General features: G+C 32.4%; 21 protein-coding genes and 2 tRNA genes. 11 read left to right on the top strand and 12 right to left on the bottom strand.

The genetic code is table 11. The features are described from left to right. Positions 1-68: 68 nt before the first annotated feature. A complete protein-coding gene (gene rlmN / locus OD917_RS15720; protein WP_263524353.1) occupies positions 69-1,115 on the bottom strand; it encodes a 23S rRNA (adenine(2503)-C(2))-methyltransferase RlmN in 1,047 nt (348 codons plus the stop codon). Positions 1,116-1,489: 374 nt separating this feature from the next. Between rlmN and OD917_RS15715 the strand changes: the two genes are divergently transcribed. The 6 genes from OD917_RS15715 to OD917_RS15690 all read left to right on the top strand — a co-directional run bounded on the left by OD917_RS15715 (position 1,490) and on the right by OD917_RS15690 (position 6,242). Next, positions 1,490-2,050 (top strand): YceI family protein, encoded by a 561-nt coding sequence (locus OD917_RS15715; protein WP_263524352.1) that lies wholly within the window; start codon positions 1,490-1,492, stop codon positions 2,048-2,050. Between the two features lie 305 nt (positions 2,051-2,355). Beyond that, the gene (locus tag OD917_RS15710; protein WP_263524351.1) at positions 2,356-2,925 is read left to right on the top strand and encodes a YceI family protein; all 570 of its coding nucleotides are present in this window, start codon (positions 2,356-2,358) and stop codon (positions 2,923-2,925) included. Positions 2,926-2,930: 5 nt separating this feature from the next. Then, complete coding sequence (locus OD917_RS15705) at positions 2,931-4,382, top strand: hypothetical protein (RefSeq protein WP_263524350.1); 1,452 nt, start codon at positions 2,931-2,933, stop codon at positions 4,380-4,382. Positions 4,383-4,392: 10 nt separating this feature from the next. Then, positions 4,393-4,944 (top strand): hypothetical protein, encoded by a 552-nt coding sequence (locus tag OD917_RS15700; RefSeq protein WP_263524349.1) that lies wholly within the window; start codon positions 4,393-4,395, stop codon positions 4,942-4,944. A gap of 179 nt (positions 4,945-5,123) precedes the next feature. After that, positions 5,124-5,489, top strand: coding sequence for a hypothetical protein (locus OD917_RS15695; protein ID WP_263524348.1), 366 nt, complete (start codon positions 5,124-5,126; stop codon positions 5,487-5,489). 111 nt (positions 5,490-5,600) lie between these two features. Next, positions 5,601-6,242, top strand: coding sequence for an O-methyltransferase (locus OD917_RS15690; protein ID WP_263524347.1), 642 nt, complete (start codon positions 5,601-5,603; stop codon positions 6,240-6,242). Between the two features lie 249 nt (positions 6,243-6,491). On the opposite strand, the gene OD917_RS15685 is transcribed toward OD917_RS15690, so the two are convergent. From OD917_RS15685 to OD917_RS15655, 7 genes are all read right to left on the bottom strand, one after another. Continuing rightward, entirely contained in the window at positions 6,492-7,055 is a 564-nt protein-coding gene (locus OD917_RS15685) for a phosphatase PAP2 family protein (protein WP_263524346.1), read from the bottom strand. Continuing rightward, positions 7,055-7,402, bottom strand: a complete 348-nt coding sequence (locus tag OD917_RS15680; RefSeq protein ID WP_129746441.1) for a twin-arginine translocase TatA/TatE family subunit — start codon at positions 7,400-7,402, stop codon at positions 7,055-7,057. Before OD917_RS15680 ends, OD917_RS15685 begins: the two co-directional genes overlap by 1 nt. Before the next feature lie 153 nt (positions 7,403-7,555). Continuing rightward, positions 7,556-9,799: a M1 family metallopeptidase gene (locus OD917_RS15675; protein ID WP_263524345.1), complete on the bottom strand. Its 2,244-nt coding sequence runs from the start codon at positions 9,797-9,799 to the stop codon at positions 7,556-7,558. Positions 9,800-9,864: 65 nt separating this feature from the next. Next, positions 9,865-10,371 (bottom strand): DUF6702 family protein, encoded by a 507-nt coding sequence (locus OD917_RS15670; RefSeq protein ID WP_263524344.1) that lies wholly within the window; start codon positions 10,369-10,371, stop codon positions 9,865-9,867. Beyond that, on the bottom strand, positions 10,368-11,123 hold the full coding sequence (locus tag OD917_RS15665; RefSeq protein ID WP_263524343.1) for a hypothetical protein: 756 nt from the start codon (positions 11,121-11,123) through the stop codon (positions 10,368-10,370). Before OD917_RS15665 ends, OD917_RS15670 begins: the two co-directional genes overlap by 4 nt. Beyond that, a complete protein-coding gene (locus OD917_RS15660) occupies positions 11,113-11,841 on the bottom strand; it encodes a carboxypeptidase-like regulatory domain-containing protein (RefSeq protein ID WP_263524342.1) in 729 nt (242 codons plus the stop codon). The genes OD917_RS15665 and OD917_RS15660 overlap by 11 nt, the downstream gene beginning before the upstream one ends. Further along, positions 11,828-12,595 carry a carboxypeptidase-like regulatory domain-containing protein gene (locus OD917_RS15655; protein ID WP_263524341.1) on the bottom strand — a complete coding sequence of 256 codons (768 nt, stop codon included), beginning with the start codon at positions 12,593-12,595 and terminating at the stop codon, positions 11,828-11,830. The genes OD917_RS15660 and OD917_RS15655 overlap by 14 nt, the downstream gene beginning before the upstream one ends. A 166-nt stretch (positions 12,596-12,761) precedes the next feature. Here OD917_RS15655 and pepE point away from each other — a divergent pair, with 166 nt between their 5' ends. Continuing rightward, positions 12,762-13,469 carry a dipeptidase PepE gene (gene pepE / locus OD917_RS15650; protein WP_263524340.1) on the top strand — a complete coding sequence of 236 codons (708 nt, stop codon included), beginning with the start codon at positions 12,762-12,764 and terminating at the stop codon, positions 13,467-13,469. A gap of 122 nt (positions 13,470-13,591) precedes the next feature. Here pepE and OD917_RS15645 read toward each other — a convergent pair. Together OD917_RS15645 and OD917_RS15640 are read right to left on the bottom strand one after the other, a co-directional pair. Then, positions 13,592-13,664: transfer RNA gene (locus tag OD917_RS15645), tRNA-Gly, on the bottom strand. 98 nt (positions 13,665-13,762) lie between these two features. Next, positions 13,763-13,835 (bottom strand) — tRNA-Gly (locus OD917_RS15640). 135 nt (positions 13,836-13,970) lie between these two features. Here OD917_RS15640 and OD917_RS15635 point away from each other — a divergent pair. Both OD917_RS15635 and OD917_RS15630 read left to right on the top strand, forming a co-directional pair. Next, positions 13,971-14,408: a GNAT family N-acetyltransferase gene (locus OD917_RS15635; protein WP_263524339.1), complete on the top strand. Its 438-nt coding sequence runs from the start codon at positions 13,971-13,973 to the stop codon at positions 14,406-14,408. 1 nt (position 14,409) lies between these two features. Next, positions 14,410-15,993: a murein L,D-transpeptidase gene (locus OD917_RS15630; protein WP_263524338.1), complete on the top strand. Its 1,584-nt coding sequence runs from the start codon at positions 14,410-14,412 to the stop codon at positions 15,991-15,993. Here OD917_RS15630 and OD917_RS15625 read toward each other — a convergent pair. After that, complete coding sequence (locus tag OD917_RS15625; protein WP_263524337.1) at positions 15,982-16,707, bottom strand: murein L,D-transpeptidase catalytic domain family protein; 726 nt, start codon at positions 16,705-16,707, stop codon at positions 15,982-15,984. The two genes, OD917_RS15630 and OD917_RS15625, sit on opposite strands and share 12 nt — an antisense overlap. 289 nt (positions 16,708-16,996) lie before the next feature. On the opposite strand from OD917_RS15625, the gene OD917_RS15620 reads away from it, so the two are divergent. Both OD917_RS15620 and gpmI read left to right on the top strand, forming a co-directional pair. Continuing rightward, positions 16,997-19,426: a carbohydrate binding family 9 domain-containing protein gene (locus OD917_RS15620; RefSeq protein ID WP_263524336.1), complete on the top strand. Its 2,430-nt coding sequence runs from the start codon at positions 16,997-16,999 to the stop codon at positions 19,424-19,426. A 139-nt stretch (positions 19,427-19,565) separates the two neighbouring features. After that, on the top strand, positions 19,566-21,083 hold the full coding sequence (gpmI, locus tag OD917_RS15615; RefSeq protein ID WP_263524335.1) for a 2,3-bisphosphoglycerate-independent phosphoglycerate mutase: 1,518 nt from the start codon (positions 19,566-19,568) through the stop codon (positions 21,081-21,083). Between the two features lie 107 nt (positions 21,084-21,190). On the opposite strand, the gene OD917_RS15610 is transcribed toward gpmI, so the two are convergent. Beyond that, positions 21,191-22,444 carry a DUF445 domain-containing protein gene (locus OD917_RS15610; protein ID WP_263524334.1) on the bottom strand — a complete coding sequence of 418 codons (1,254 nt, stop codon included), beginning with the start codon at positions 22,442-22,444 and terminating at the stop codon, positions 21,191-21,193. Between the last annotated feature and the right edge of the window lie 72 nt (positions 22,445-22,516).

Below are 22,516 nucleotides of genomic sequence, written 5' to 3'. Positions count from 1 at the left end.
TTTAATGCTTCTTTTTTTATCATCTAAAACCGATCATATACTACTCGCGGAGTATTTTTTAGCAAATATTATTCTGCTTCTTTATTGGCTAATTGTCCGCAAGCGGCGTCGATGTCTTTTCCTCGGCTTCTTCTCACTTTCACTACAACTCCAATATTTTCTAATGCTTTTATATATGCCATAATCGATTCTTCTGAAGCTTGCTGGAATTCTCCATCATCAATTGGGTTATATTCAATTAAATTGACTTTGCATGGAACATATTTACAGAATTTCACCAAAGCATCAACCGAAGCTTTATCATCGTTAATTCCTTTCCAAACTACATATTCGTAAGATATTTTACTTTTGGTTTTTCTGTACCAATATTCTAATGCTTCTCTCAAATCTTTTAAAGGGAAGTTTTTACTGAAAGGCATAATTCGAGCACGAGTTTCGTCTATCGCAGAATGCAAAGAAACCGCCAGTTTAAACTTCACATCGTCATCTGCCATTTTTTTGATCATTTTCGGAATTCCCGAAGTAGAAACCATGATTCGTTTTGGAGACATCCCTAAACCTTCCTCAGAAGTAATCATGTCGATTGCTTTAATGACATTATTATAATTCATTAAAGGTTCTCCCATTCCCATGAAAACAATATTCGAAAGCGGATGATTATAGTATAAACGGCTTTCTTTATCGATAGCTAAAACCTGATCGTAAATTTCGCCTGGCTCTAGATTACGCATTCGTTTCAATCTTGCTGTTGCGCAGAAATTACAATCTAAACTACACCCAACTTGACTAGAAACACAAGCCGTAGTTCTAGTTTCTGTCGGAATTAAAACAGATTCTACCACAAGCCCGTCATGAAGCCTAACGGCATTTTTAACTGTTCCGTCACTACTTTTCTGCATTGTATCAACCTTGATATGATTGATAACAAAATTGTTTTCAAGCATTGATCTTGTAGCTTTTGCCACATTTGTCATATCTTCAAAACTGTGAGCTCCTTTACTCCATAACCATTCATAAACCTGATTTCCGCGGAAAGCTTTATCCCCATTTTCAACAAAAAAATCGCGAAGTTGGTCTTTTGATAAGGCGCGTATGTCTTTTTTCTCCATTTGCATGCTGCAAAGTTAATTTTATTTCCAGTATTTTCTACAACTTAAAGCGTTTTCCATCCTTTTTTTCTTTATTTCTCTAATAAGAATTGGATCGAAAAAACGATACTTCCTCTATTGCTAAAAAAACACAACAAACTAATAAGCAATTACTTATGCTTTATTTTTTTAATCTTCAAAAGCTAAAACCTAGCTTTAATAAGGCTTCACATCCTTTACTATAACAATTTAATAAAACTTTAGCCATGATTTTTATCATTTCGTTTTCTACGCGCACGCGATAATTTTGGTCTAAGAAATAAGGATAACGGGTAATTCTTTTAACCACTAACTGAATTTGAAGCTTCCTTATTTAAATGATTAACCTATACTTTATCAAAATGAAAACAATTCAATCAATTTTACTGACAGTGATTTTCACAACACTTTCATTACAGGCAAATGCACAAAGAAATTATACGGTAAATACAAATTCCACTTTTGAAGTTGCAGGAACTTCTACCGTACATGACTGGGTAATGAAATCTACAGAAGGAACAGGAACTGCAAACCTAACAGTTAAAGATTCTAAACTGGCTGGCATTCATAGTCTATCTATTTCAATATTAGCAGAAAGTTTAAAAAGCTACAAAGAAAGCATGGATAAAGTAGCTTATGAAGCTTTGGATACTGATACGCATAAAAACATTGAATACGTTTTGAAATCTGCTGAAAAAATAGATGAATCAACTTGGAATCTAACTGGAGTTTACACTATTGCAGGAGTAAGTAAAGAATATCAAACTCAGGTAAAAGTAACTACTAATAAAGGAACAATCACGCTGCAAGGTTCTAACCAAATTACTTTTGGCGATTTTGAAATGACTCCACCAAAGGCTGCATTGGGAGTTGTTAAAGCTGGAAAAGATTTGACTGTGATCTTCAATATTGTTTTAAGCTAAAGAAAATCAATTTCTAATGTTAAAATAAATACCCTTTTTAAGTTTTTATTTTCTCCAAACAAATGTTAAAAACTGAAAACTTAATAAAATTCAATACCCGTTTTTGCTTTAGTGATCGATTTTGTAAAAAATGAAAACGTTGTAGTTATTAAATACTTATTTAATAAAATTTTAACAATGATTTTTATCATGTATTTCACTGATTTATAGAAGGATCTTTGATACAAGTTAAAACAACATTCTTAGTACTAAATAGAAACTGGCCGACTTATTAACTTATTTTTTATAATAAAAACATGACAAACATGAAAACAAGTACAATAAAATTTTTAGCATTCGTAACAGCTTTCTTCGGAATTACAACAATTGTTACTGCACAAAAATCATACAATTTAGACAGCAAATCTACATTCTCTGTTGCGGGAACTTCAACACTTCACGACTGGGAAATGAAATCGGCTTCAGGAACTGGAACTGCATCAATAAATATTGCTAACGGAAAATTAACTGATATCGATGCATTAACAATAACACTACCAGCAGAAACTGTAAAAAGCGAGAAAAAAAGCATGGACAAAGTAGCTTATGAGACTTTAAAGACAGATAAAAATAAAAATATTAAATACGTTCTAAAATCTGCCGAAAAAGTAAACGAAACTACTTGGGAGTTAACTGGAACTTACACAATCGCAGGAGTTAGCAAAGTATACAAAACAACTGCAAAAACAACGGTAACAAAAGATGGTTTAAATCTGCAAGGATCTAATAAAATCACTTTTACAGAATTCGGAATGAAATCGCCAACTGCAATGCTTGGCACAATTAAAACAGGTCAAGACTTAACCTTAAAATTTAATTTAAACTTTAATTTATAACCGCCATGAAGAAGATTTATATCCTATTTATTACAGTAATAAGTACGTTTGCTGTAAATGCACAAGTAAGCTTTGGAAACATGCAAAACCAAATCTCTAGAGGAAAAGACGGTATCAACGTTTTCGACGTACAAAAAGACACTAGAGAATTTAAAGGTCTTAGTATTGACCTTGGTGCTGCTTTCAACATGGATTTTCAAGCTACAAATTCATTTAACGACCAACCTAATAACATTACGACTGCAACTACTACAGCTACTGGAACAACCACTAGATCAATTACAGGATATCGTTTAATGAATACTGAGAACAATTTTACTCTTCCTGCTGCTGACATGTATATTGGTGCTCAATTGTTTGATGGAGTAAGAGTAAATTTAGATGTTTATTTAGCTTCAAGACACCACAATGATTCTTATGTAAAAGGTGGATACTTACAAATTGACAAGTTAGACTTCATCAAAAAAGATTTCTTGGCTGATGTAATGAAATATGCTACAATTAAAATTGGGCAGATGGAGAACAATTTTGGTGATGCTCACTTTCGAGGTTCTGATAATGGTAATACAATCAGAAATGCATTTGTTGGAAACAACATCATGTATTCTTTCACTACAGAAATGGGTATGGAGGTTTACTACAACAGAAGTGGATGGGTAAGCATGTTAGGTGTTACAAATGGTAATTTAAATCAAAGTAATGAAGAAGTTTTTTACACTACTGGACCAAACACTAATACAACACATAGCCCTTCAATCTTAGCTAAATTTGGTTACGATAAACAGCTTAATGACGATTTAAGAATAAGATTAACCGGTTCATATTATCATAATGCAAATCTTGGCAACGCAAACATCTATTCTGCTAATAGATCAGGATTTGGTTATTGGGGTATATTGAATAATAACGCTTATAAAAACACCATTACCAAGACAGATGCTGATGGTAACGTTATTTCTACAAATACTACTGATGTCGCTACTAGTTTTAGTAAAACATCTACTCCAGAGGCAACGTTCAACCCTAATTTCAAAAATTGGGCTACTACGTACATGATTAACCCTTTTGTGAAATATAAAGGACTTGAATTCTTTGGAACAATCGAATTAGCTTCAGGAGGAGATAAAGCTGGTACTGACGACAAACGTACGGCTAATCAATATGCTTCAGAGCTTATTTACAGATTTGGAAAAACAGAACAATTCTATATCGGAGGAAAATACAATACCGTATCAGGAAAATTATCTAATGCTGATGCTAAAGAGGTTACTGTAGATAAATTTGAAGCAAGTGCTGGCTGGTTTATGACTAAAAACATTTTAGCTAAATTAAACTACGTTAATCAAAACTATAAAAATTACTCGCAATTTACAGGAGATCCTGCTACTGGAAATCTAAACAACTTTTATGGTGGTAAATTTAATGGTTTAGTATTCGAAGCAACAATTGCATTCTAATATAAAAAAAATGAAAACAAGATTTTCAATATTAATTATGGGTTTAGTAATTTTCCTTTTCTTAGGAAGTGCTAAACCCACTTTTTTTGCAGAAGATACAGCTGTGGCAATAAATAAAATTAAAATAGAGATCACAGGACTATCTACTGTTGGTAAATACAATTGTTCTAATACCTTTAATATAAAAGACACTGTTTACGTAAACTCAGCTAGGAGAAACACTTTTAATACTGATATTAAAATGTCAAACTTTGATTGTGGCAACAAAATAATGACGAAAGATTTACAAGGAACAGTAAAAGTGAAAAAATTCCCCAACAGCACAGTTTCTATAAGTGATATAAAACCAATGGGGAAAAATTACAAATGTCGACTGAACTTTTTCATAACTGATAAAACTCTGAAATACAAAGATTTTATATTATATAATACCGATGATAAAATTCAAGGAACGCTAAGTTTGAAATTCTCTGATATTGAACTAGAACCGCCAGTAAAAATGGCTGGATTGATTAAAGTAAAAGACGACATTGTAATTAATTTCAGTTTGTTTAAAAATTAATTTTTTTCTTCTAAAAAAATTTAATGCCCAGCAACATAATTTCAAAATTTTGGCACAAGAATTGTCTAGCTCTAAAAAGAAAACATAATCTTACAAAGAGCTCAATCATTTTAAAATTTGTAATTTTATTTTTCAGCCATTTAACCTTTAAGTTTTATCAACCTAAAAAAATTGAAATTATGAAAAAACAAATTTTAAGTTTAGCTGTTATTGCCTTATTAGCATTCGCTGTTCAATCATGCGAGAAAAAAGAGCCAAAACCTGCAGAAGATGAGTTAACTCTTGGCAACAAAGTTGATTCTCTTACATCTGATATCGAAGAGGTAAAAGACAGCGCAGTAAGTAAAGCTGAAACCACAGCTACAAAAGCTAAAGATGCTACAGAAAAAGCTGCAAATGATGTAAAAGAAGCTACTAAAAAAGCAGCTGAAGATGTAAAAGATGCCACTAAAAAAGGTGCTGAAAAAGTTGAAAATGCTGCTAAAGCTGCTAAAGACGGAACTGTAAAAACAGCCAAAGAAGTAAATGAAGCTTTGAAAAAATAAATTTCATCAAAATCTAAACAGAAACCATTCGCAAAACGAATGGTTTTTTTATGCAAAATTGCAAGCGAATTATTTTTGTATTTTTGCATTCAAATTACTAGATTTTACAACATGCATTTTATATCTCAAGAATTAGAAGATTACATCGAACAACATTCTGAAAACGAACCAGAATTGTTAGCAAAACTCAATAAAGAAACGTACCAAAAAATACTTTTGCCAAGAATGCTTAGCGGTCATTTTCAAGGTCGCGTTTTAAGTATGCTATCTAAATTAATTCGTCCCGTAAATATTCTTGAAATTGGAACTTATACAGGTTATGCTGCTTTGTGCCTATGCGAAGGAATGCAGGAAAACGGACAATTGCATACAATAGATATTAAAGAAGAATTGGTCGATTTTCAGCGAAAATATTTTGATGCTTCCCCTTGGGGAAAACAGATTTTCCAGCATTTGGGCGAAGCCGTAAATATCATTCCAAATTTGGATGTAAAATTTGATTTGGTTTTTATTGATGCCGATAAAGAAAACTATCTGAATTACTGGGAAATGATTGTTCCAAAAATGAATAGAGGCGGAATCATTTTATCTGATAATGTTCTTTGGAGCGGAAAAATACTAGAACCAGTTCATCCAAATGATGTTAGCACAAAAGTACTTTTAGAATACAATCAGCTTTTGAAAGATGATCCGAGAGTAGAGACGGTTTTATTGCCAATTCGTGATGGATTGACGGTTTCGAGGGTATTGTAATTTTTTTAGATTTTAAGGTTCTGAGATACTGAGGTTCTAAGTTTTTAAACTAAAAATTTACTATTGGATTGCCTCCTGCTTTAGCTGGAGGAACATAATTTAAGATCAAGGGCTTTAGCCAAAACTCCTTCGAGTATTTGGCTAAAGCCTTTTTTATTTGCCTATAAAAAAACCTCCAGCTAAAGCTGGAGGCAATTGATATATAATCCTTAGTATCTTAGTATCTCAGAATCTTAGCATCTTAAAAAACTATCCTGGAAAATATTGCGGTTTCAGTTTTCTATAAACCAAATAAAGCAAAAATCCGAAAAGAGCTCCAAAGAAATATCCTGTAAGGATATCACCTGGAAAATGCAATCCTAAATAAATTCGGCTGTAAGCAAAAATTAAAGGCCACAGAAATATAAATCCGAAATATTTGAAATAGCGCTTTAAAATTAAAAATAAGAAAGTCGCAACCGCCATTGTATTAGCAGCATGTCCAGAGAAAAAGCTATATGATTGTCGAACCTGCACAACTCTGATAATTGAGTTAACTTCAGGATCATTACATGGTCGCAAACGCTGAAAAGTGTGTTTGAATAAGTTACAGGTTTGGTCTGTAAAAGCAATCAAAACTGCGATAAAAAGCAACAAATACAGGGTTTGCTTACCTCCTATTTTTTTATAAATAAGATAGAATAGCAATAAGAAAAATGGCGTCCAATACAACTGATTGGTAATAATAAGCCATAATTTATCGTATGTTTCAGAACCTAATCCGTTAAGAAAGATTAAAAGATCTTTATCTAATTCCTGTATTTTTTCAAGCATTACATTTGGCGTTTAATAGGTCCAGAGAGTGTGTCAATATCTTCTTTTACTTTTTCGATTTCATTTGCAGTATCTCCTAAAAGATTTCCTGTATCTCCAAGTAAATTCGATTTTGCGTTATTAATTTCTGCATTGATATTTCCAGTAATATCATTCAGAGATTTCGCATCAAGACCATTAGCCTCAGCTCCTTTCTGAATTTCGCTTTTAATATCATTGGTTGCATTTTTTAATTGAGCCATAGCTTTTCCCATTGTACGTGCAATTTCTGGCACTTTATCTGAACCAAAAAGCATTAGTACGATAAACAGTATAAAAACTAATTCTCCTCCTCCTATACCAAACATAACTTTTAATTTTGTAGTCGCAAAGATATTAAATTTTGCAGCTTAGAGTTTTAAAATTAACTTAAAAAGTCCTTGAAAATGCATTTAATTAAAATAAAAAAGCTCATCAAGCATTTATACACCTGATGAGCTTTTTATAAGCTTTTAATTTATTTAGTCAAATTTTGACTTTGTTTCTACTTTTGGCCAAGAGTTATTGGTTACATCAATATCAGCCGTTAGCAATTGCGGGTCAATTTGAATACTCTTAATTGCTTTTGTTGTAGCGTAAACTTTTTTAGCCGTTTCGTTACTTTTTCTCCAGATTTGAGCTGGGTATTTGTAACTGTCTTTTGAACCATCTTCATAAGTAATCTCAACTAAAATTGGCATAATCATACCTCCTGGCTTATTAAACTCTACTTCGTAGAAATATTTAGGAGATTTAATACTCGCTTTTTCTTCAGCCGTAAAAGTCTGATCTACATAATCCGCTAAAGGTTTAAAATCTTGCACTTTTAAAGCTTTTTTCTTAGAATCGCTTACTTCTGCATTATCTCCAGCGACTAAGTAAACAAAAGGTCCTTTTTCATATCCAAAACGTCCTTTTCTTACTTTGACATCTTTAATATCTGTAGTTGGAGTATCTGAAACATAATATTGTTTTACATCTTTAATTCCTATATCAACAAAATCTGTTGAGTAGAACCAACCTCTCCAGAACCAGTCTAAATCTACTGCAGAAGCATCTTCCATTGTTCTAAAGAAATCTTCTGGTGTTGGATGCTTAAACTTCCATCTGTTTGCATATGTTTTAAATGCATGGTCGAATAATTCTCTTCCCATAACCACTTCTCTCAAAATATTAAGACCAGTAGCTGGTTTTCCGTAAGCATTATTTCCAAATTGGTGAATAGTTTCAGAGTTTGACATAATTGGCTCTAAAAACTTCTGATCACCGCTCATATAAGGAACAATGTTTTTAGCCGGCCCTCTTCTTGAAGGGAAATTTGAATCTAATTCTTGTTCGGCTAAATACTCCAAGAATGAATTTAAACCTTCGTCCATCCAAGTCCATTGGCGCTCGTCAGAGTTTACAATCATTGGAAAGAAAGTATGTCCAACTTCGTGGATAATTACACCAATCATTCCGTTTTTAACTTCTTTGCTTGTTACGCCGTTTTCATCAGGACGACCGTAATTCCAGCAAATCATTGGATATTCCATTCCTTGATCTTCTGCTGAAACTGAAACTGCTTTTGGATAAGGATAATCAAAAGTATGAGCAGAATAACTTTTTAAAGTATGCGCTACAACCATTGTAGAAGTTTCACCCCAAAGCGGATTTGATTCTTTTGGATAAACAGATTCTGCCATAACAGTTCTGTCTCCAATTTTTACAGCCATTGCATCGTAAATGAATTTTCTTGAAGAAGCAATTCCAAAGTCACGAACATTTTTAGCACTGAATTTCCAAGTTTTTTTCTTTTCAGAAAAACCTTTTTCTGCTGCTTCTGCCTCTGCTTGTGTTACAATTACAACAGGTTTATCAAATGATTTTTGAGCATCTTGATATCTTTTTACTTGTTCAGCAGTAAACACTTCGCTTCTGTTCATTAATTCTCCCGTAGCATCAATTACGTGATCTGCAGGAACTGTAATATTTACATCAAAGTTTCCGAATGGAAGAGCAAACTCTCCACTTCCCCAAAACTGCATATTTTGCCATCCTTCAACATCATTATAAACTGCCATTCTTGGATAGAATTGTGCAATTACATATAATTTGTTGCCATCCTTCTCGAATAATTCATATCCTGAACGACCACCTTCTTTTCTATAATTATTGATATTATACCACCATTTGATCGAAAATGAAATTTTCTCTTTTGGTTTTAATGGCGAAGTCAAATTAATGCGCATCATTGTTTCGTTGATCGTGTAAGACAATGCATTTCCTTTAGCATCTTTAACTTGTTCAATGTTAAAACCACGTTCTAAGTCTTTTTTCAGATATTTAGAAGAAAATCCTTCAAGTGGCAAAACCTGACTAATTTTATCACTTTCTGCTAATGAAGTTTGCGTATTTGCTTTTGCCTGATTTTGGTCCAATTGTACCCATAAATATTCTAAACTATCTGGTGAATTATTAGTATATGTAATCGTTTCAGATCCGCTTAATCTTGAGTTTTTATCATCCAATTCAACATCAATTTTATAATCTGCCTGTTGTTGGTAATAAGCTGGCCCTGGTGCTCCAGAAGCTGTACGAAACATATTTGGAGTTGCCAGTAAATCGTACATCTGGCTAAACTTATTGGTATCGTATTTTCCCTGCTGTCTTGTAGGTGTGGTTGCTGCTTTCTCCTGCGCGACTAACATTGCAGGAAAAAGTAATAATAATGAAAGTTTTTTCATAAAAATCTAATGGTAATTTCTTAGGGCGTGAAAATAGTAATTAAAACACTAATTTTACGGATTCGCTAATACTTTAACAATTCTTTCCTTGAAGATTCTGTAAAAAGCACACTTCTTTTGGTATCAAATGCTGAAATATGTGTAATGTTTTGCTGTTCTGCATTCCAATCTACTAAAATAGTGTTCGAAATTTCAAGTGTTTTAAATTTATCAACATCCTTAATTCTTGAATAACAAACCAAAACGTCACCCGCTTCTACTTCCTTAGACAAAAAAGTTATAGCTTTCGATTGTCCGTTTACTTTAATTAAAAAATGTTCCGACAAGTATTTCTTCAATAATTCAACATCTGCTGGAGTTTCTTTGCTTGTACCCACAAATGCTTTTTTGTGATACTTTTTCTCCATTGCATTATTCAAATCATCAATAAAAATGCGGGAAGTAATTTGCAGCATCTTTTTTTCAGCTGCATAATTGACCTGAAAAACCCCAACATAAAATTTATGAAAAGTAAATGCTGAAGACAATACAAACAAAACTGCCAGCAAACAGTAAATTAATTTATTTTTCATTTTTGAACAGCAGGAGCTTTCTTAAATTCTTTATTCTTGTTAACCATAAAATCTATTAACTGAAATTTTTGATCAGGATCAACCAAATGTTTTGAATGCGGATCATTTGAACAATACATTAAAAACAGCTCAATTTCGTCGTCTTTAAGATTCAATGTTTTGGTATAAAAATCTTTTGTAAAATTATCTTTAGCATATTCTACAAAAGCAATATCTGTAACTTCTTCTTCTTTTACATCTTCTTTTTTGCTCAATAGTTTTTTGACATCTTTAAAAATACGAACAAAGTCCATTCCGTATTTAATAGTTTGATCTGAGAGCATCGCATTGTTTTTTGCGGTAGACTGTTTATCATCTTCAAACTGCATATCTACAATTCCTTGCGAACCGCCTCCCAGCGCCTTAACTTTTAATTCTTTTTGAACAACAACCTCTTTTAACTGATTATTTACTAAATCCAATTTTATTTTAAACAAAATTTCAGCGCAGTCTTTCTCAGTTAAAACAATTTTTTTTGATTGAAATGCTAAACCCGAAAACAGCAAAGTATCTTTTGGCCGAGCCATGATATCAAACAAACCGCCTGAACCAATAAATGTTCTGACATTTGCATTAACATTCATTACATAACCACTTTCTATGGCTAAAAAATCATTTAAAACCTGACCGTGCAATGGCTTTCTTGAACCGTTTTGTCCCAATACAATTTGACAAAATAAGCAGACAACGAGTATTCCTAATTTATTTTTCATTTTCGAGAATTGTTAGATATTTTCTTGCTAAATCTGTGATTAAAAACATACTCATTGTTTTGTTTTTAGTATTCAAAGATACAGCAAAATCAGCATCATCCACACAAAATAATTGAAATCCTTTTATATCATCAACAGGAATTCTTAATCTTTGCGTGTAATAATTCTCTTCAAAAAGATATTCCAACTTTCTAAAAAGAGCTTCCTTTTTCTCTACATTCACTTCTTTCTTCAACATGGCAGTTCTCCCCGAAATGGCATTTAAAAGCTTATCCACAGAAGTAGAAGTCGCAGTATAAACTTTTCGCTCTGCTGGAGTATATTTTTTCTGCCCATATGGAATAATTCCTAAATTCTCAGCAGTTATGTTAGCGTTTTCATTAACAATCACTTCTTTTAATTCAACCTCTTTTGCAGTCATTTTAATAAGAAGCACATTGGGCGAAATATCTTCTGAAGCTATTCTTCGCTTAAGCGGTTCTAAATTTACAGCAGAAAAAACCAAAACATCTCCTTCTTTAACAGCAATCGAAAAACCACCATCAGAATCAGAAATAGTTGCTGCTTGCGTGTTATTATTAACAATATTCACCCCTTCAATTGGAGTGGACTGTTCCATTACTTTTCCTACCAACTGCCTGTAATCGCTTTTTTGTCCAAAACTAAGTTGAACAAAAATCAAAAAAACAATACTTGATATTACTTTATTTATTTTCACTAGCAATTATTTCTTTATACTTTACAGCCAATTCCCCTAAAAGAAATTCTGTCGAAGTTTTATTTTTCGAATTTAAAATAATAGTAAATTTTTCATTTTCAATTGCATAATATTCAAACCCTTTTACATATTCTGCTGGAATTTTCAATCTGTCAATAAAATGATCAATACTAAACATATTCTCCAACAGCTTCATGAAAAATTCTTTCTTTTCGACTGCAACTTCTTTTTTAAGCATTGCCGTTCTTCCAGAGAAGAAATTCAGCAAAGGATCTGCAGAAATAGAACCGCCAACCATACCACCTCCATTAGCCGTCGCATTAAGAGCTGTTGCTGTTTCTAATTTTCTTTCTGCAGCAGTATATTTTTTTTGGCCTGCTGGGATTATCCCTAATTTTTCGGCACTAATATTATCGTATTTTTTCACAACAACCTCTTGCAATTGATACATTACCATACTAAGATTTACCATGAAATTAAGGTTTGAGAAATCTTCAGGTTTCAGCAAAATTCTCTTTTCTTTAAAACTGATTGAAGAAAAAACTAGAATATCATTTGGCTTTGCCAAAATTGCAAAAGATCCTGAAGCATCAGTTGTTACCGTTTCTTCCGTTTGTGCGTTAATCACATAAATACCTTCTAAATCTGATGTATTCGAAACTACTTTACCACTTAAAATAGCACGATCCTGAGTTTGAGACAAACAAGTCTGTCCCGCTAAAACAATTAAAAAACAAGTAATTTTCTGAAACAAAATGAAATAAATTAAAAATATTCTTAAAAGGGTAAAAATATCTTAATATGATCCAAATTAAGTATTAACGAGTTGGTAAAAATATGTTAATTAAAATGATAAAATTTTAGACAAAAGAGAGAGTTTTTAATACCTTTAACAAACAAAATTTTGAGTTAAAAAAATCATGAAAAGCGTTATTATTGCAAGCACTTCTACATTACACGGAGGCAACTATTTAGAATATCTTTTACCTACTTTAAAATCGCATTTTAAAAACTGCAAAACAATCCTATTTATTCCTTATGCACGCCCAAGTGGAATTTCGCACGATGAATATACACAAAAAGCAGCGGAAGCGTTTGCAACGATTAATATTGATGTTAAAGGAATTCATGAATTTGAAAATCCGCAAGACGCTGTAAAAAATGCAGAAGGAATATTTACTGGCGGAGGAAACACATTTTTGCTAGTAACACAGCTTTATAAAAACAACGTTATGCAGTTGCTTTCTGAAACTGTAAAAAACGGCACACCCTATTTAGGATCAAGCGCTGGAAGTAATATTTGCGGTTTGTCAATGCAAACTACAAACGACATGCCTATTGTTTACCCTCCAAGTTTTCAAACTTTAGGATTAATTCCTTTCAATTTAAATCCACATTATCTGGATGCTGATTTGCAATCTAAACATATGGGAGAAACACGCGAAACAAGAATTAAAGAATTTCATGCATTCAATTCAATTCCGGTTTTAGGTTTAAGAGAAGGAAGCTGGCTGGAAGTTAAAGGGGACAAAATAACTTTAAAAGGAAATCTGAAAGCTCGTTTGTTCAGACAAAATCAAGATCCAACGGAATTAGAAACAGAAAGCGATTTGAGTGATTTGAAATAATTTTGAACCATATAAGCTCATTTAAATCTAAAGTTTAAAAAATAAAATTTTTATATCATTTATATGATTTCAAAAAGAAACAAAAACAAAAAAGCCTCAAACATTGTTTGAGGCTTTTGAAGAGCGAAAGACGAGGCTCGAACTCGCGACAACCAGCTTGGAAGGCTGGAGCTCTACCAACTGAGCTACTTTCGCATTAACCGGGTGCAAATTTAAAAAATTTAATTTTAAAAACAAATAAAAATCAAAAATTTTATTTTCACAAAAACAAAACTAAAAAGTTTGTTTTCTAGAGCGAAAGACGAGGCTCGAACTCGCGACAACCAGCTTGGAAGGCTGGAGCTCTACCAACTGAGCTACTTTCGCATTGGTTGTGCAAATATAGAAAGAAAGTTCAGTTAAAAACAAGCTTTTCGGCAAAAAAAATTAATAAAAAACAACATTAATTTATAACTTATTTAAAATTAAAAAGTTATAAATGCAATATTTTTAAAAAAAATTATGATCACAATTAAAGAAATTACGTCAAAAGAGACTTATGCAGTTCGTCAACCCGTTTTAAGAAAAGGAAAACCTATAGAAAGCTGCATATTTGATGGCGATGATTTAGATACTACTCATCATTTTGGATTATTTGAAAATGAAGATTTAATAGGAATTATTTCGTTATTTGATAAAATCAACACTATATTTGCCGAAAAAAATCAAGCCCAAATTCGAGGGATGGCAGTTTTAGAAGGCCATCAAAAAAAGGGATTTGGAGAAGCTTTAGTTAGACATTGCGAAACCTACTGCAATGATAATCAAGTTGATTTGATTTGGTTTAACGCCAGAACAGCCGCTGTAGGCTTTTATCAAAAAATGAATTACCAACCCCGAGGTGAAGCATTTGATATTAAAGATGTTGGCGAACATTATTTGATGTTTAAAAAATTATAATATGAAAAAATTCTACTCTATAGTAGTAATATGCATTCTTGTTGGCTGTAAAAAAGACATTCCCAAACCTATTCCTGTTGCCAAAAAAAAGGTTCCAGAAATTATACTTACTGACGAAAGAAAAGTCGAAATAGACACTGCCACAATAAGCACTTTTAAAAGTGAAACTTTAAAAGAATTTTATATCGCATCAGAAAATCAAACTGTTTGGGGAAATCTTAAAAAAAGAAAATTCGTTTTATCTCAATTAGAAAATTCAAGTGAATTAGGTTTAGAACCAGAAGATTACAAAATTTCTCAGTTGAAAAAATTTGAAAGTAAAATTGGCAAGCTTAACGATAAAGATTTAGCCACTTATGATATTTTGTTGACTTATAATTTCGAAAAATACTTAAGCCATTTATATAAAGGCAAACTAGATCCTAAAAAAATTTACACTAATTGGGACTTGGATGAAAAGACATTTGATGTAAATAATGTTTTGATCAAGGCTTTCAATAGAGACAAGTTAGATAGTATTGTCGAAAATATTCAGCCGAAAACACAAACTTACAAAGAGTTGCTAAAAGCGCTGGAAATCATCAATACATTTCCAGATGACGATATAAAAACCATTGAATCTGCTGATAAAATTGTTCTAAACGATACCAATTCTGCTTTAATAAACATTAAAAAAAGGCTTTTGTATTGGAATGATATGACTGGAAAAGATAGTCTTACTAAGATTTATGACCAAAGGACTTTTGAATCGGTTAAAAGATTTCAAGAAAGGCATGGTTTAGCTGCAGATGGAGTTATCGGAGCAGGAACAATAAGCGCTTTAAACTACTCTAAAGAAAGAAGAAAAAAACAAATTATTGTCAATTTGGAACGCTGGAGATGGTATCCTTCTGAATTGGCTGAAAATTATTTCATTATCAACATCCCTGATTACAGCTTAAATGTAGTTGAAAATCAAGACACAACTTTGGTTCGAAATGTTGTTGTAGGAACGAATAAAAGAAAGACACCTATTATTACGTCTTTCTTAAAAACAGTCGTTTTTAATCCAACTTGGACTGTTCCTCCGACAATTTTAAAAGAAGATGTTGTACCAGCAATGAAACGCAATCGAAGTTATTTGGCTAAGAAAAACATCACCATTTATGACACATCTGGAAACGCAGTAGATCCAGTTAAATGGAATGAAAACAAACCAAACAATTATCGTTATGTGCAGAGTCCTGGCTATAATAATTCGTTAGGTTTAATGAAAATTTTATTCCCAAATCATCATAGCGTTTATTTGCACGACACCAATCACCGTAATATTTTTGTACGAAACAATCGTTCTATGAGTTCTGGATGCGTTCGTGTTGAAAATCCGTTGGAACTTGCACAGCATATTTTAGATGTTGACGGAAACTGGCCTCAAGATAGAATTGATACTATAATTGCCAGCAAGAAAACCATGAGTTTTAAAATCACTAAAAAATATGCATTATATCAATGGTATTGGACAGCATGGAGCAAAAAAAATCAGCTCCTTTTTAGAGCTGATATTTATAATTTAGATTCGGATTTATATGCTCAATTACGAAATTAGCCTTTCCTCCATCGAGAAACTTCTTGACGGATGATAGATATATAAACACGATTTGTCTTTTATTAATTGAATAATATCGTTTGTCAATTCAACTGGAACTGCTGGACAGCCTTGGCTTCTGCCTAATCTTTTATGATCTCTAATGAAAGATTCAGATACATAGTCTGCGCCGTGCATTACAACGCCTCTTTCGCGAGCATTGTCATTTACGCCATTTTCTAAACCATCTAAACGCAAAGAAGCGCCATGTTTGCCTTGATAAATTTCACCAGTTGCATAAAAACCTAAACTGCTTTTAAATGATGAATTAAGATTTGAAAATGCTGAAGCAAATTCTTCTCCAGTATTTCTTCCGTGAGCCACAAGTGAATTAAACAAAATTGTATTGCTAGTTAAATCAATCACCCACAAACGTTTAGTGTTTGATGACAAACTAAAATCAATTAATGTTAAGATATTTTTCTTGATCACTCCTCTTTCTTTCAACAAATAAAATCCCTTTAAAGCTTCCGAAAAAGTTTTAAGTTCAGGCATTTTAAAGTTGTTCGAATTTAATGAATTATAAACGCTCTCGATTTTGGAATCAACTGTAACTTTTTCAATTTTTGCAATTGTCTTTACAGTAGCATTTTTTTTAAGATCGGCAGTGTTTTTTGAATCTTTTCCAAAAGACAATAGCAAAAACACAAATAACGGATAAATTTTGTAAATCATTGAATTTCTTTAGGTTAAACAAAAAATTTGGGTATCGCAAAAGTATAAAAAAATCACGCCTTGCAAAATACAACCCTGATTTTCAGGCCTTTTTTGCTTAAACTTTAACATTATTAACATAAATATGCTTTTTCTGTAAGATTTTATCTTATAGTTAAATTCATAACATTTAAGCCATTTTTCTTAAAAAAAGCTGAACAAAATGGAAATCTTGAAACTTAAAGTGTAACAACTAGAATAAAATTTAGTCTATTGTTTCTATAAAAAACCTATTTCGCATAAAAAATCAATGAAAAAAATCATTTTCTTAAGTCTTCTATTATCTGCTTTGTGGAGTTATGGCCAGAAAAAAATACTTCAGGCTCAATTAACTTCGCAAGCCATTTCTATTGATGGAAAATTAGACGAACCTGCTTGGGAAAATGTGCCAGTTGCTACCGATTTTGTTATGCTTGAACCAGATAACGGAAAAGCAATTCCGTACGAAAAACGTACTGAAATTAAAGTCCTATATAATAATGACGCTATATATATAGGTGCAATGATGTATGATAATGAGCCTTCTAAAATTTTAAAAGAAATTTCTCAGCGTGATAATTTTGGAACAGCAGATCTTTTTGGTGTTTTTATAAATGGTTTCAATGACGGACAGCAAGATTTTATGTTTTACGTTTCTGCAGCCGATGTTCAGGGCGATTGCATCATGACCGACGCAAACGGAGAAGATTATTCTTGGGACGCTGTCTGGATTAGTAAAGCAGCAATAGCAGAAAACGGATGGATTGTCGAAATGAAAATTCCTTATTCTGCTTTACGTTTTTCTGCTGAAAAAAAACAAACTTGGGGAATTAATTTCTTTAGAGAAATCAAGCGTGAACGTTTTAAATATACATGGAATTTTGTCGACCAAAAAATTGGAACTTTTACACAACAGACTGGAACTTTAGAAGGAATTGAAAACATAAAACCTCCTACTCGATTGTTTTTTATGCCTTATGCTTCTTACTATTTAAATGCCGCTGAAGGGCAAAAAACGTATGGAACAATGAAAGGCGGAATGGATATTAAATATGGTATAACAGATGCTTTTACAGTTGATGCCATTTTAATTCCTGACTTTGGACAGACAAAATATGACGATCAAATTTTAAATCTTGGTCCTTTTGAACAGCAGTTTAACGAAAACAGGGCTTTCTTTACCGAAGGAACAGATTTGTTTAGCAAAGGAAATATGTTTTATTCCCGAAGAATTGGTGGCGCTCCATCAATCGACCCTTCATTAAATGAAAATGAAGAAATTACCGAATTGCCAGCCGCTGTAAATTTGGTTAATGCTCTAAAATTATCTGGAAGAACCAAAGATGGTCTTGGAATTGGGGTTTTAAACGCTGTAACCGAAAAGACTTTTGCTACAATAGAAAACAACGAAAGCGGAGAAACGAGACGTGTAATTGTTGAACCTCTTACCAATTACAATGTTTTGGTTTTAGATCAGCGTTTTCGCAAAAACTCGTCGGTTACTTTTATCAATACCAATGTGACTCGAAATGGTCATACTAGAGATGCAAATGTTACTGGTTTGGCATGGGATTTAAACACAAAAGCGAATACTTATAGTTTATTTGGAAATGTAAAATACAGCCATATTAATGATTTTCAAGATAAAAATGGTTTTTATTCGACAGTAAGTTTGGCCGAAACCAGCGGAAATTACCGATATAGCATTGGTTCAGATTTTGTTACAAAAGATTACGATCCAAATGATCTCGGAATTAATTTTTACACTAATTATTATAATTTTTATGGGAATGCCAATTATAGAATTCTAAATCCGACCAAAAAGTTCAACACTTTTAGAATCAACTATAATATGTATACCGAATTCAATAAAGAATCTGGAAAATTGCAGGACAATAATATAAATGCGAATTTAAATTTAACCACGGTAAAAAACAATTATTACGGAACTGGAATTACATTTTATCCGTTAGAAACTTATGATTATTACGAGCCGCGTGCCGAAAATAGATATGTTGCAATTCCGAGAAGAATAGAAACTTGGGGAAGTATTTCTACCAACTATAACCATAAATTTGCTATTGATTTAAACGGTACATTTAATGTGTTTGATGAATCTGAAAGAATTACGTATGGCTTTGATATTGGACCAAGATACCGTTTCAGCGACAAACTTTTATTGACTTATTTCTTTAGCTATCTTAGAAAAAATAATAATAAAGGCTACATCGATCAAATTGACAACGACAATAATGCTACGACTCCAAACGAAATCATTTTTGCCAATAGAAACGTTATTACATATTCCAATACTTTAGGAGGTAAATACGCCATAAACAGCACCATGACAATAAATCTTGCTGTTCGTCAATATTGGTCTTATGCTGATAATAAGGATATTTTATCATTAGAACCAAACGGAGAGCTTTCGCCTTATCCGCAGTACACTGACAATAAAAATTCAAGTTTTTATTCTTGGAATGCCGATTTATCTTATTCATGGTGGTTTGCGCCTGGAAGTCAGCTTACTGCTTTGTATCGAAATAACGCTTCAAATTTTGAAAGAGTTATTGATAAAGATTTCAGACACAATGTTTCAGGACTTTTAAATAATGATGCTTTAAAACACATATTTTCTATAAGTGTCAAATATTTTATTGACTATAATGCTGTCAAAAATAAAGTCAGAAAGCGAGCTTAGCGTGAATAAATTTTAAAAAATAAAGGCTTCTGCAATTAAATTAATATTTTTTATCTCTCTTCATTTTATTAAATATAAATGTAACAATCGTTTCTTGCCTATTTTAGAAATGGCTTATCTTTGTAGAAAACAAAAAGTAATGAACAAAAAAGTTATCCTTATGATTTTAGACGGTTGGGGAAAATCTCCTGACCCTAAAGTATCTGCAATAGACAATGCAAATGTTCCTTTTATAAACAGTCTATACAAAAATTACCCAAGCGCACAACTTAGAACTGACGGATTAAATGTTGGTTTGCCAGAAGGCCAAATGGGAAATAGTGAAGTTGGACACATGAATCTTGGTGCAGGAAGAATTGTATATCAAGATTTAGCCAAAATAAATTTAGCTGTAGAACACAAAACTTTAGCAAAGGAGCAAGTTTTAATTGATGCTTTTACTTACGCTAAAGAAAACAATAAAAAAGTACACTTTTTAGGATTAGTTTCAGACGGTGGTGTTCACTCACATACTTCACACCTTCGCGGATTAATCGATGCTTCTCAAGAATACGGTTTAGATCAAGTTTACATTCACGCTTTTACAGATGGACGCGACGTTGATCCAAAATCTGGAGGAAAATATATTCATGATTTAGAAGATTATATTAAAGATACTCCAGTAAAAATTGCTTCTATCATCGGGCGTTATTATGCAATGGATCGCGACAAACGTTGGGAACGTGTAAAATTAGCTTACGATTTAGTTGTAAATGGCGTTGGAACTCCATCAACAAATGCTGTGGCTAGTGTTTTGGACAGCTATGCAAAAGATGTAACAGATGAGTTTATCGAACCAGTTGTTATTGTTGACGAAAATGCAAAACCTCTTGCTACAATTGTAGAAGGCGATGTTGTAATTTTCTTCAACTTTAGAACAGACAGAGGTCGTGAACTTACTGAAGCACTTTCTCAGCAAGATTTCCACGAGCAAAATATGCATAAACTAAACCTTTATTATGTAACATTAACAAACTACGACGAAACATACGAAAACGTAAAAGTAGTTTACAATAAAGATAATATCACTGAAACGCTTGGTGAGGTTTTAGAAAAAGCAGGCAAAAAACAAATCAGAATTGCTGAAACTGAGAAATATCCACACGTAACATTCTTCTTCTCTGGAGGTAGAGAAACTCCTTTTGAAGGTGAATCTAGAATCTTGAGAAACTCTCCAAAAGTAGCAACTTACGATTTGAAACCAGAAATGAGCGCTTACGAACTAGCTGATGCTCTTGTTCCTGAATTGAACAAAGGTGAAGTTGATTTCGTATGTTTGAATTTCGCAAACGGAGATATGGTTGGTCACACTGGAATTATGGAAGCTGCAATTAAAGCTTGTGAAGCTGTTGACGCTTGCGCGAAAAAAGTTATCGACGCTGCTCTTGCAAATGATTATACAACAATCGTAATTGCTGATCACGGAAACTGCGAAACAATGATTAATCCTGATGGTTCTCCAAATACAGCTCACACAACAAACCCAGTACCGATTATTTTAGTTGACAAACAACTGAAGAGCATTCAAGATGGTGTGTTAGGCGATATAGCTCCAACAATTTTAGAATTAATGGGCGTGCAACAGCCAAATGCAATGACTTGTCATTCATTATTATAGGAAATATTTTTTCTTTATAAAAAAGAGGCAAATTTTAAAAATTTGCCTCTTTTTTTTACGCCCGTTTTTGTCATTTCGACGAAGGAGAAATGACAAGATTTTAGTTGTCAAATAATAAAATAATGATACAATTGCTCAACCCCATAAATCACAAGCCCAATAACCCCACCAACTAAAGTCCCATTTATTCTAATATATTGAAGATCTTTTCCTATTTCTAATTCTAGTTTTTCTGAAACTTCTTTTCCGTCCCAGCTTTTTACGGTTGACGAAATCAAATCCCCAATTACTTTTTTGTTATTTAAAAGAACCGATAATAAATCATTTTTTATAAAACTGTTGATTTTATCAATCATAATGGGATCTTCCTTAATTCCGTTTCCGAAAGTTTGAATTAAATTTGAAATACTATTTTTTATTGAAGAATCATCACCTTTATTCAAATCGTTTGTAATGGATAATTTTATTTCATCCCAAATTCCGTTGATGTAATCCTGAACCTCTTTTTTTCCAACAAAACCCAAAATCATATCATTGATTTTAATTCTCATTTCTTCGGAGTTTTTTATTTTGTCTAGAAAATTATAAACGTATTCGTCAATTTTAAGTCTTACCGTGCTTTCTGGATTTTTTGCTTCGTTTAAAAAATCTTGCAATCCATTAAAAACACCTTCCGTTATACTTTTATCAGCCAATCCGAAACTTAAAAAGGGAGTTGAAGCTTTTACTTTTTTTCGAATTAAATCTTTATTGCTCGCCAATTCAGCACTCATCACTTCCAAAAGATTAGTCAATAATTGATCTTTTACATTACCTTTTTGTAAAGGTTCTAAAGCCAATGCGACCCAATCTCCAAAATTTATTCCTTCAATTTTTTCTTTAAATTGAACCTGAATAAATTTTCTAACATCTTCATCTTTTATAGTTCTTAAAATCCCTGGAACAATGTTGAGAGCAACAACACTTGCAATTTTATTAGCATTTTCTTCATGCGAAAGCCATTCTGAAGCCTTGGTTGCAAAATTAAATTCATCCAGTTTAATTTCTAATTTTTCTCGGTCCAGAAATTCCTCAGAAACAAAATTTCCAAGGTTCTCTCCTATTTCATTTTTCTTGGTCGGAATAATGGCTGTATGCCAAATCGGAATTCCCATCGGATGGCGAAAAAGTGCCACAACCGCAAACCAATCGGCAATTCCACCAACCATTGCCGCTTCGCTAAAAGCCTGTAGCATCGGAATTTTAAAATAAATAGCAATTAAAAACAACAATACTGCAATACCCAAAAGTCCTAAAGCATTTCTCTTCATTTTCTTAAGAGCCTTTACTTTAGCAATATCTCGATCTATAATAGTTTCCATAATTATAAGCATTTGTACTACTAATTTATGTCTTTTTTCCGAAACGCTTTAACTCTATTGATTGTTTTGATA

Source organism: Flavobacterium sp. SH_e (genome assembly GCF_025717045.1).
Lineage (GTDB): Bacteria > Bacteroidota > Bacteroidia > Flavobacteriales > Flavobacteriaceae > Flavobacterium.
Note: the sequence above shows the minus strand (reverse complement) of the source record. Positions and strands in the feature narration are given on the sequence as shown.